Origin of the sequence: Streptomyces rhizoryzae, assembly GCF_023155275.1 — a bacterium.
Classification (GTDB): Bacteria; Actinomycetota; Actinomycetes; order Streptomycetales; family Streptomycetaceae; genus Streptomyces; species Streptomyces rhizoryzae.
The window spans coordinates 1-10,788 of sequence record NZ_JALMUV010000085.1 but is presented as its reverse complement, the minus strand read 5'-3'; the positions used below and the strand labels follow the sequence as shown (position 1 = coordinate 10,788).

Annotated in this window: 9 protein-coding genes and 1 tRNA gene; 4 read left to right on the top strand and 6 right to left on the bottom strand. The window is 75.0% G+C overall.

All coding sequences use genetic code 11. The features are described from left to right. Positions 1–25 precede the first annotated feature (25 nt). Positions 26–1,444: an amidase gene (locus MUU72_RS34355; protein WP_248017384.1), complete on the bottom strand. Its 1,419-nt coding sequence runs from the start codon at positions 1,442–1,444 to the stop codon at positions 26–28. Between the two features lie 84 nt (positions 1,445–1,528). Beyond that, positions 1,529–2,503: a D-2-hydroxyacid dehydrogenase gene (locus tag MUU72_RS34350; protein ID WP_248017383.1), complete on the bottom strand. Its 975-nt coding sequence runs from the start codon at positions 2,501–2,503 to the stop codon at positions 1,529–1,531. Positions 2,504–2,711: 208 nt separating this feature from the next. Here MUU72_RS34350 and MUU72_RS34345 point away from each other — a divergent pair, with 208 nt between their 5' ends. The 3 genes from MUU72_RS34345 to MUU72_RS34335 all read left to right on the top strand — a co-directional run bounded on the left by MUU72_RS34345 (position 2,712) and on the right by MUU72_RS34335 (position 5,708). Continuing rightward, complete coding sequence (locus tag MUU72_RS34345) at positions 2,712–3,620, top strand: maleate cis-trans isomerase family protein (protein WP_248017382.1); 909 nt, start codon at positions 2,712–2,714, stop codon at positions 3,618–3,620. Positions 3,621–3,651: 31 nt separating this feature from the next. After that, positions 3,652–4,380, top strand: a complete 729-nt coding sequence (locus MUU72_RS34340) for a maleate cis-trans isomerase family protein (protein ID WP_248017381.1) — start codon at positions 3,652–3,654, stop codon at positions 4,378–4,380. A gap of 197 nt (positions 4,381–4,577) precedes the next feature. Continuing rightward, positions 4,578–5,708, top strand: coding sequence for an LLM class flavin-dependent oxidoreductase (locus MUU72_RS34335; RefSeq protein WP_248017380.1), 1,131 nt, complete (start codon positions 4,578–4,580; stop codon positions 5,706–5,708). A 28-nt stretch (positions 5,709–5,736) separates the two neighbouring features. Here MUU72_RS34335 and MUU72_RS34330 read toward each other — a convergent pair whose 3' ends face one another. Then, a complete protein-coding gene (locus MUU72_RS34330; protein ID WP_248017379.1) occupies positions 5,737–7,563 on the bottom strand; it encodes a putative bifunctional diguanylate cyclase/phosphodiesterase in 1,827 nt (608 codons plus the stop codon). A gap of 327 nt (positions 7,564–7,890) precedes the next feature. Between MUU72_RS34330 and MUU72_RS34325 the strand changes: the two genes are divergently transcribed. Beyond that, on the top strand, positions 7,891–9,171 hold the full coding sequence (locus tag MUU72_RS34325; RefSeq protein WP_248017378.1) for a M6 family metalloprotease domain-containing protein: 1,281 nt from the start codon (positions 7,891–7,893) through the stop codon (positions 9,169–9,171). 53 nt (positions 9,172–9,224) lie between these two features. Here the strand turns inward: MUU72_RS34325 and MUU72_RS34320 are convergent. The 3 genes from MUU72_RS34320 to MUU72_RS34310 all read right to left on the bottom strand — a co-directional run bounded on the left by MUU72_RS34320 (position 9,225) and on the right by MUU72_RS34310 (position 10,554). Next, positions 9,225–9,298, bottom strand: a tRNA-Lys gene (locus MUU72_RS34320). A 56-nt stretch (positions 9,299–9,354) separates the two neighbouring features. Then, a complete protein-coding gene (locus MUU72_RS34315) occupies positions 9,355–9,978 on the bottom strand; it encodes a bifunctional DNA primase/polymerase (RefSeq protein ID WP_248017377.1) in 624 nt (207 codons plus the stop codon). A gap of 192 nt (positions 9,979–10,170) precedes the next feature. After that, a complete protein-coding gene (locus tag MUU72_RS34310) occupies positions 10,171–10,554 on the bottom strand; it encodes a DUF8844 domain-containing protein (protein WP_248017376.1) in 384 nt (127 codons plus the stop codon). Between the last annotated feature and the right edge of the window lie 234 nt (positions 10,555–10,788).

The following is a 10,788-nucleotide window of genomic DNA, read 5'->3' as shown; positions in this document are numbered from 1 at the left end:
CCCGCCCCCACCCGGGCCCCCGCCCCTACGCGCCCCCCGGCGCCGGGATCTCCGCCGCCCCCGCCTCGTACAGGGCGTGCGCGGCGCGCAGCACCAGCGCGTCCGCGTGCCGCGCGCCCACCAGCTGCACCCCGATCGGCAGCCCGTCGCCGTCCACCCCGCACGGCAGCGTCGCGGCGGGCTGCTGGGTGAGGTTGAACGGATAGGTGAACGGCGTCCACCCCGTCCACCGGGTGTGCCCGGAGCCGTCCGGCACCTCCCGGCCCGCGGCGAACGCGGTGATCGGCTCGGTCGGCGTCACCAGCAGGTCGTAGACGCTGTGGAACCGCCCCATCGCCCGGCCCAGCGCCATCCGGACGTCCACCGCCGCCAGGTAGTCCAGCGCGCTGTACCGCGCGCCCTGCTCGCAGACCTCCCGCAGCCCCGGGTCCAGCAGCTCCCGGTCGGCGGCCGCCAGCGGCTGCACCACCCGCGCCGCGCCGCTGAACCACAGGGTGTGGAACGCCGCCACCGGATCCGCCACCCCCGGGTCGATCTCCTCGACCACCGCCCCCAGCCCGGCCAGCGTGTCCACCGCCCGCCGCACCGCGGCCGCCACGTCCGGTGCCACCGGCACGTCCCAGCCCAGCGACGGGCTGTACGCCACCCGCAGCCCGTCCACCGGCCCGGCCAGTGCCGCCCGGAACGACCCCCGCTCCGGCGCCAGCTGCGACCAGTCCCGCCAGTCCGGGCCGCAGATCACGTCCATCATCAGCGCCGCGTCCGCCGCGTTGCGGGTCATCGGCCCGACGTGCGCCAGCGTCCCGAACGGGCTCGCCGGATACAGCGGCACCCGCCCGTACGTCGCCTTCAGCCCGAAGATCCCGCAGAACGACGCCGGGATCCGCACCGACCCGCCGCCGTCCGTCCCCAGGCTCAGCGGCCCCGCGCCCAGCGCCACCGCCGCCGCACTGCCCCCGCTCGACCCCCCGGACGTCCGCCCCGGGTCGTACGGATTGCCCGTCACCCCGTGCCGCGGACTGTCGGTGACGCCCTTCCAGCCGAACTCCGGGGTGGTGGTCTTGCCGACGAACACCGCCCCCGACTCCCGCAGCCGGGCCACCGCCGGCGCGTCCTCGTCCCAGGCCGCGCCCTCGCCCCGGACCGTCCGCGAACCGCGCAGCGTCGGCGCGCCCCGGGTCAGCAGCAGGTCCTTGACGGTCACCGGCACCCCGTCCACCGGCCCGGCCGGCTCCCCGCGCCGCCACCGCTCCGCCGACGCGGCGGCCTGCGCCAGCGCCTCCTCGCCGTCGATCCGGGTGAAGGCGTTGACCGCGGCCTGCGCGGCCTCGGCGCGCTGGAGCACCTCCCGGGTCGCCTCGACGGGGGAGAACTCGCCGGCGGCGTAGCCGGCCGTCAGCCGGGTGGCGGACAGGGCGGACAGGCGGGTCGGTCCCTGGGTCATGCGTCCTCCGAGCATCGGCCGCCCCGGGCGGGGCGGCGGGCGGGACGCGGGCCGCCGCCGGCCGGGCCGCGGCGGCCCGCGCGGTCACTGCACCGGTACGTATCCGAGGCGCTTGTCGACCACGTTGGCCAGCGGCTCCCCGGCCGCCCAGCGGTCGAAATTGTCCTGGAACTGGGCGGCGAGCGCCTCCCGCCAGCCCAGGGTGTCGCCGCTCATGTGCGGGGAGACGATCAGGTGCGGGACGTCCCACAGCGGACTGTCCGCGTCCAGCGGCTCGGTCGCGAAGACGTCCAGTGCCGCCGCCGCGATCCGCCACTCCCGCAACGCCGCGACCAGCGCCGCCTCGTCGACCAGCGGGCCGCGCGCCACGTTGACGAACCGGGCCCGGCGCGGCATCAGGGCGAACGCCTCCGCCCCGAACATCCCCCGGGTCCGCTCCGTCAGCGGCGCCGCGCACACCACCCAATCCGCGTGCGGCAGCAGCGCGTTCAGCGCCCCGGCCGCGTGCACCCGGCCGAATTCCGGATCACCGGTCCGCTCCCGCCGGCCGACCAGATCGACCTCGACACCCAGTGCCAGCAGGGTGGCGCCGATGGCCCGGCCGATCGGTCCGGAGCCCACCACCACCGCCCGGCTCCCGGCGACCCGCAGCGTCTCCCGGTGCTGCCAGCGGCGCTGCCGCTGGAGCTCCCAACTCCCGTAGAAGTCCTTGGCCATGGCGATCACCAGGCCGGCGACGTACTCGGCGATCGGCTGCTCGAAGACCCCGCGGGCGTTGGTGACGACGGTGTCGTCGGCGATCAGCGCCGGGCACAGCAGCCGGTCCACGCCGGCGCTCGCGGTGTGCACCCACCGGGGCCGGGGGCCGCGCTCGGGCCAGCTCTCCCTGATCGCGTCGGAGGTGAAGTCCCACGCCAACAGCACATCGGCGGCGGGGAGTAGGCCGGCCAGCGTCTTCTCGTCGGCGAAGACCACCTCGGCCCGGCCGGTGAGCCGGTCCAGCCGCGGCGGCGGGTCGGAACCCAGGACGAGAACGGTGCGGACGGTGCGTTCGGACATAGGCCAGAAACCGTTCTGGAACGAGTGCCCCGTATCGCGGAACAGGGCGCCGACAGATGCCTGAGATGCGAGGATTGACCACGCTAAGAAGTCGTATCTACCGTGTCAACAACGGCTCTGTACCGACGTCCCCGGCTTGTCCGGCTGTACCACCCCTCCGGCCACCGGCCGTGTCAGCTTCAGCCCTTCGTGCCTCCTAGGGGCCTTCATGGACGTCTCTTTCCTGGGTGGCCCACAGCCGCAGCTCGGCGTGGGCGTCGTCGCCCCCTTCGACTTCGCGCTCGACCGCGAGCTGTGGCGCTGGGTCCCCGACGACGTGTCCCTCCACCTCACCCGCACCCCCTTCGTCCCCGTCGAGGTCAGCCTCGACCTTGCCCGCCTGGTCAGCGAGCACGAGACCCTCGACGCCGCCGTCCAGGCGCTGTGCGCGATATCTCCGCAGGTCATCGCCTATGCCTGTACGTCGGGCAGCTTCGTCGGCGGGACGGCGGGCGAACGCGCGATGTGCGCCGCCATGACCCAGGCGGGCGAGGTGCCCGCCCTGACCACCTCCGGCGCCGCCATCCAGGCGCTGCACGAGATCGGCGCCCGGCGCATCGCCGTGGTCACCCCGTACACCAAGTCGGTCACCGACTCCCTGGAGGACTACCTCCGGGAGGCCGGCGTCACCGTCACCGGCCGCGCCTACCTCGGGCTGACCCGGCACATCTGGAAGGTCCCCTACCGCGATGTCGTCGACATGGCCAGGGCGGCCGTCGTCGGCGCCGCCGACGCGCTCTTCATCAGCTGTACCAACCTCCCCACCTACGACGTCATCCCCCAACTGGAGGCCGAGCTGCGGATGCCGGTGCTGTCCGCCAACCAGGTGACGATGTGGGCGGCGCTGCGGGCCATCGGCGTCCGGGCCGTCGGCCCCTACCAGGCGCTGCTCGACCCGGTGGCCAGAAGCGGTCCGGCGGCCATGTCCGGGCTCCAGCCGCCGCCGCGCACCGGGCCCCCGCCGCTGCCGGAGGCGGCCTTCGCCGGACCGCCCGCCCCGCCGGACGCGGAGTCCGGGGACGGCCCCGAACCGCCCCCGTTCCTCCCCGAGGACCCCGCTCCGCAGCCCCCGCTCTGACCCGCCCCCGTCCGCAAGGGAGACCCCGCCCATGGCATCGGTCGGCTTCCTCTACCCCGGTCACTCCGCCGAGGACGACTACCCCCGCCTCGAAGCACTGCTGGGCGGCACGGTCCGCCTGCCGCTGGTCCACACCGACATCGGCGAGGACGCCCACCGTCCGGACGCCCTGCTGGAGATGGGCTCCGCGGCCCGGCTCGCGGCGGGCACCGGCGCGCTGCGGGACGCCGGTGCCGAGGCCGTCGTCTGGGCGTGCACGAGCGCCAGCTTCATCTACGGCTGGGAGGGCGCCCGGCGGCAGGTGCGGGAGCTGTCGGCCACCGCCGGGCTGCCGGCCTCCAGCACCTCCTTCGCCTTCGCGCACGCCGTCCGGGAGCTCGGCGTCCGCCGGGTCGCGATCGCCGCGACCTACCCGGCCGACGTCGCCGCGTACTTCCACGCCTTCCTCAAGGCCGCCGGCGCGGAGGTGGTCGCCACCCGCGGCAGCGGCATCATCACCGCCGCCGAGGTCGGCACCTGGGGCCGGGACGAGGTACTGGCGCTGGCCCGGGCCGGCGACCACCCCGCCGCGGAGGCCGTCCTGCTGCCCGACACCGCCCTGCACACCGCCGCCCACCTGCCCGCCCTCGAAGCCGCGCTGGGCAAGCCGGTGCTCACCGCCAATCAGGTGACGGTCTGGGAGGGCCTGCGGCTCCTGGACCGCCCGCTCGCCTGCCCGGAACTGGGCACGCTGTTCTCCCGCGCGGGGCGGGACGGGTAACGGCAGCGGGCCCGCCGGCCCGCCCCGCCCCCGGCCTGCCGGTGGGCCCGCACCCGGCCCCCGGGAATAACCGGAGCACTTCTCCGGTTACCCTCCTCGCACACCACCGACGTACCCGGCACGGACCGCCCCGCCGGCGCCCCACCGGCGCCCGGCCGCCCCGCCGCCGGATCCGCGACGCGAGGAGGACCCGCACCGTGAGCGGCGAAGACCAGCAGACCCGTGACAGCCACGGCGAGCCCGGGGACGACGGCATCCGGGGCACCGCCCTGGGCACCGCCCCCGTCCCCCTGTCCGTGCTCGACCTGGTGACGGTCGGCGCCGGCAGCACCGCCACCGCCGCGGTCCGCACCGCCGTCGACCTGGCCCGCACCGCCGAGCGCCGCGGCTTCCACCGCTACTGGGTCGCCGAGCACCACTCCATGCCCGGGGTGGCCTCCTCCTCACCCGCGGTGCTGCTCGCCCATCTCGCCGCGCACACCACCCGGATCCGGCTCGGCTCCGGCGGCGTGATGCTGCCCAACCACGCGCCGCTGGTCATCGCCGAGCAGTTCGGCACCCTGGAGGCGATGGCCCCCGGCCGGATCGACCTCGGCCTCGGCCGCGCCCCCGGCACCGACGGCGCCACCGCCGCGGCCCTCCGCCGTGCCGAGCGGCTGCACGAAGGGGCGGAGGAATTCCCGCAGCAGCTGGCCGAGTTGACCCGCTTCCTGGACGACTCGTTCCCCGACGGCCACCCCTACGCCCGGATCCACGCCGTCCCCGGCCCCGTCCAGGCCACCGCGCCCGGCGGTGTGCAGTCCCCGCACCGCCCGCCCCTGTGGCTGCTCGGCTCGTCCGGCTTCAGCGCCCGCCTGGCCGGCACCCTCGGCCTGCCGTTCGCCTTCGCCCACCACTTCTCGGCCGCCAACACCGTCCCGGCGCTCGACCTGTACCGCGCCTCGTTCCGCCCCTCCGAGGTGCTCGCCGAGCCCTACGCCCTGATCGGCGTCTCCGCGCTGGCCGCCGAGGACGAGGCCGAGGCCCGTGCCCAGGTCCGCACCGGCGCCCTGGCCATGATCCGGCTGCGCACCGGCCGCCCCGGCCTCGTCCCCACCCCCGAGGAGGCCGCCGCGTACCGCTTCAGCGACATCGAGCGGGACTTCGCCGACAGCTGGCTCGGCAACGTCGTCCACGGCACCCCCGACGCCGTCCGCGAGGGCCTGTCCGACCTGGTCAAGCGCACCGGCGCCGACGAGCTGATGCTCACCGCCAACGCCCACACCGGCGAGGTCCGCCGCCGCTCCTACGACCTGATCGCCGACGCCTTCGGACTTCCGCAGGGCTGACGCGCCCGCGCGGCGCGGGGCGCGCGGCTCAGCCGCAGGCGCGCCCCGCGTCCAGCAGCGCCGCCACCCCGTCCGGGGCCACCGGCCGGGAGTACAGCCAGCCCTGGCCGGTGTCGCAGCCGATCCGGCGCAGCCGCTCGGCCTGCTCGGCGCTCTCCACGCACTCCGCGGTCACGGTCAGCCCGAGCCGGTGCGCCAGCGCCACCAGCGCCTCCACGATCATCTCGTCCGCCGGGTTCGGATGCTCCTGCGACCGGAAGCCGTGGACGAACGAACCGTCCAGCTTCAGCACCGACACCGGCAGCCGGCTGAGGTAGGCGAGGTTGGAGTAGCCGGTCCCGAAGTCGTCGATGGCGATCCGCACGCCCATGTCGCTGAGCGCCTGGAGGGCCTGGAGCGGACGGCCCGCCGACCCCATCACCGCCGACTCGGTCAGCTCCAGCTGGAGCAGCCGCGGCGGCAGCCCGGTCTCCGCCAGGATGCCCGCCACATCGGCGACGAGGTCGGAGTCCCAGACCTGACGCACGGCCACATTCACACTGACGAACAGCGGCTGGCCGCCGGGGTGCGCCAGCTGCCAGGCGCGGGCCTGGTAGCACGCACGGGTGAGGACCCAGCGGCCCAGTTCCACGATCGCGCCGTTCTCCTCGGCCAGCGCGATGAACCGATTCGGCGCCAGCACCCCGAACTGCGGGTGCCGCCACCGCACCAGCGCCTCCACGCCCTGCGCCCGGCCGTCCCCCAGTCCGACCAGCGGCTGGTACTCCAGGGTGAACTCCCCGCGGTCCACCGCCGGCCGCAGCGTGCTGGACAGCGCCTGCCGGGTCATCCGGTGCGCGTTGCGCTCGGGGTCGAACAGCGTCCAGCGGGCCTTGCCATCCTCCTTCGCCCAGTACAGCGTGGTGTCCGCGGCCTGCATCAGACCGGTCGCGGTGGTGCCGCCCGCGGCCCGCTCCACCACCCCGATGCTCGCCGACACCGACAGCCGCTGCCCGGCCAGGTCGAACGGCTGCTGGAGCGCGTCCAGCACCGACTGCGCCAGCTCCGCCAGCTGGTCGGTGCCGGTCGAGTCCTCCACCAGCAGCGCGAACTCGTCCCCGCCCAGCCGCGCCACCAGGTGCCCGCCGGGGCCCGGCCCGCGCCCGGCGGCTCGCTCCGCGCAGCGGGTCAGCCGCTGCGCCACGGCGCCCAGCAGCCGGTCCCCGACCCGGTGCCCCAGGGTGTCGTTGACCGCCTTGAAACCGTCCAGGTCCAGATAGCACAGCCCGATCCGGCCGGTGCCGGACCGCTCGAAGGCGGCCGCCTCCAGCGCCGCGGTGAGCCGCTCGAAGAACAGCGTGCGGTTGGGCAGCCGGGTCACCGGGTCGTGCATCTGGAGGTGCCGCAGCCGGGCCAGCAGGTCGCGCCGGTCGCTGATGTCCGCGGCCGTCAGCAGCACCCGCTCCGCACCGCCCGGCAGCCGCTCCGCGACCGGCTCGACGGTCACCTCCGCCCACACCGCGCTGCCGTCGGTCCGCTTCAGCCGGCGGGTGCAGCTCAGCCTCTCCCGGCGCCCGCACAGCACCTCGCGGTACGCGGCCCACAGCCGCGGGTCGGCGCCGAGGTCGGCGAGGTCGGCGGCGTCGGCGGCGACCAGGTCGCCCGGGGCGGTGCCGACCAGCTCGCCGAACGCGGGGTTGGCGGCCAGCACCAGCCCGTCGCGGTTGAGGACGGCCATCGGCAGGCCGGCGGTGTGGAAGGCGGCGCGGTAGTCGCCGAGCGAGGCGGCGGTGTCGTCGCAGCGCGCCGAGGCGTCGCAGGGGGGAGGGTGCGCGGCCCGCGCGGATTCTTTGGTCGAGCCCTCACTCTCCGTCATCGAGGGCAGTGTCGCTCCGGGCGTGCGGCCCGTGCTGTCGGGGTGTCCGCTCACTGCTCGCTCCCGCATGGCGCTTGTCTCGTGACGGAGGGGTACCTCGCGCTGGAAAGTGTGGCGATCATAGAGGCTGGCACGAGGGCCGAGCCAGCGACGAAGCCGTGACCATCCGCACGCATGACGGAAGTTCAGCCAATATTGCCCGGCTCTGTTCGCCCCTATTGCCCCTTTGGTCGCTTGTGACTTTGCGTTACGAGGCAGGGGAGACGCGACCGTCACCCGTACGGGCCGCCATAACAGGACGAAGAACATGAAATCACCTCAGGGTAGATGGGTGTCCCGAATCCGTCCCTGGAGGTCCACGTGCTGCGCGCCCAGACACCCCGTGGGGTGGACCGCCGCCGCCTGCGGCGCGTCGCAGCCGTGGCCACCTCCCTCAGTGCGCTGATCGCCACCTCCATCGTGGCCGGCCCGGCCACCGCCTCCGAGGCGGCCCTGTCCTGCGCCCTGGGACGCACCGACGCCCACCACTCCGAGGGCGTCGACAGCTGGAACGACGCCTACCCCCGCCCCGACCGCACCCTCCGCGCGGTCATGATCTTCCTGTCGTTCCCGGACGCCCGCCCCGCCACCGCCACCCAGCAGCTCTCCGGCGACTACTTCCCGGCCACCGCCCGGTTCTTCGAACGCGCCTCGTACGGCAGGTTCCACCTGCGCACCCGGATCCAGCCCCGCTGGATCCGCATGCCGCACCCCTCCACCTGGTACGCCATACAGCGCGACTGGGACTCCGGGCGCCGCTCCGCCTACCTGCGCGACGCGGTCGCCGCCGCCGACCCCGCCGTCGACTTCCGCCGCTACGACCTCGTCTACCTCGTCGCCGACCCCGGCGCCCCCGGCGTCGACTCCGACGCCACCAAGGTCGTCAACCTCGACCAGCCGATGCACGCCGACGGCGCCGAGCTGCGCCGCTTCGTCACCGTCTTCGAGCACAGCCCGCCCGACCGCAACGTCCTCGCCCACGAGACCGGCCACGTCTTCGACCTGCCCGACCTCTACCACCGCCCGGAGAACGGCCACGGCGACTGGGATACCCACGTCGGGGACTGGGACCTCATGGGCAGCCAGTTCGGACTCGCCCCCGAACCCTTCGCCTGGCACAAGTGGCGGCTCGGCTGGATCACCGACGGCCAGATCGACTGCGTCAGCCTCGACCGCCCCCGGATGCACTCGCTGCGCACCCTCTCCGCCCCCGACGCCCCCGGCGCCCACCACCGCCCCCGCCTCCTGGTCGTCCGCACCGGCCCCGACAGCGCCCTCGCCGTGGAGGCCCGCGGCGCCGAGGGCAACGATCATGCGGTCTGCACCGAGGGCGTCCTCGTCTACCGCGTCCGCTCCACCACCGCCTCCGGCGACGGCCCCGTCCAGGTGCTCGACGGCCACCCCGGCACCGCCGCCTGCTGGGGCAGCTCCGTCTACCCGCCGCTCGCGGACGCCCCGCTCGGCGTCGGGGAGAGCCTCAACGACGCCGCGGACGGCGTCCGCGTCCAGGTCGAGGGCCGCACCTCGGACGGCGAATGGGCCGTCAAGATCACCCGCAGCACCCCCTGAGCCCGGACACGCCGAAGGCCCCCACCGAACCGGTGAGGGCCTTCGACCGTCTGTGCGCCGCCAGGGACTCGAACCCCGGACCCGCTGATTAAGAGTCAGCTGCTCTAACCAACTGAGCTAGCGGCGCCTGCTGACGGGGAAAACATTAGCATCCTGGCCCCGGTGGGCAAAAATCGATGCCGCTCAGCCCCCGGCCAGCACGCCACCCAGGCCCTGAACAGCGGGTTCGTGATGCGCACGGGCGCTCTCCCGGTCGGCGCCGAGCCCCCCGCGGGCGGCCCGCACGCACGCCCACAGCAGGGTGTCGGGCCCCGGCAGCCACGGCTCCCGGACGTCCGGGGCCACCAGCCAGCGCGATCCGGCCGCCGCCTCGTCCCCGGCCCCGGCCGTACGGGGGCGCGGGTGCAGCGGCGGCACCGTGACCGCATCCCCGCTCCCGTGGCACAGCGGCGCCGGCACCGCCCGCCCCCACTCCTCCCAGGCCAGCAGCGCGGGCAGCCGCTGGGCCGTACCGGGCGCCGCGAACAGCAGGATCCGCCCCCGGTGGGTGGCCACCGGCCCCGACCCCGGACCGGCCGACCACAGCCGGTCCACCATCCGCCGCCCGAAGAGCGCCGGGACGTTGATCACGTCGAAGACCCGGCCGCACGGCAGCACGCTCGGCGCCGCCGGCCGCTCCGCCCACAGCACGTGCATGGCCTCCGGGTGCGGACTGGCCGAGGCGAGCCAGTCGGCTCCGGCGAGCGTGACGTACGCCGTGGTGGGGAAGGCCAGGTGCCGCGGGGTCTCAGGAAGCCAGTCGCTCATGGGACAGGTCTACCGACCCGCCGCCCCCCGGCAATCCTCCTTGGCGGAAACCGGGACAGGACGGGGCGCCGGGGAGTATCTTCCCCGGCCCGCATATGCCAGGGGCTCATGATCTTGGCAGGTGAGCCGCGGGGGAGACGGGTGCCTCGTGTGACGGACGTGACACCGGCCCCGACGCGGCGGGACCGGTCCTCAGTCGGCGTCCGGCGGCACCGTGCTGCCGGAGCGCAGCAGCCCGCGGCCGAACTCCACCATCTTGCGCGCGTAGTCCTCGGTCCAGTCCGCCCGCTCGGCGACCACCGCCAGCGGCAGCCGGTCGAAGCGGCGGGGATCGGTCAGCTGCGCGGCCGCCATCGCCTGGAACTCCGTGGCCCGGTCGGCCGCCGCCCGGAACGCCAGCGCCAGCTCGGTCGCGCGCCCCAGCAGCGCGCCGGGGTCCTCCAGCGACTCCAGTCCGAAGAAGTGCTCCGGGTCGGTGGTGGCCTCCGGCGGCTCGAACAACAGCTGTGCGGGCTTCATGCGGCGGGGCGCGGACGCCGCCCCCCGCGGATCGGGAGCCGGCTGCGGCTCGGTCATGTACCTACCTCCAGGGTCCTTTCCATTGTCTGCCCACGTTGGGGTATCTCATGGCGGGGGTTCCGCCGGGCCCGGTTCGTCGGTGGTTGCGCGCCGTGCCGGCGGTGGGGTTGTTTGTGGCCGCCCCACGTTGTCGTCGCTGGGCGCCGTGGTTGGCTGGGGTCTTTCGGGTTCCGTTGGTGGGTGGGGGGCGGAGGGGCTGCCCCGGGGTACGTCCTCGGTGCGGGCGCTTCT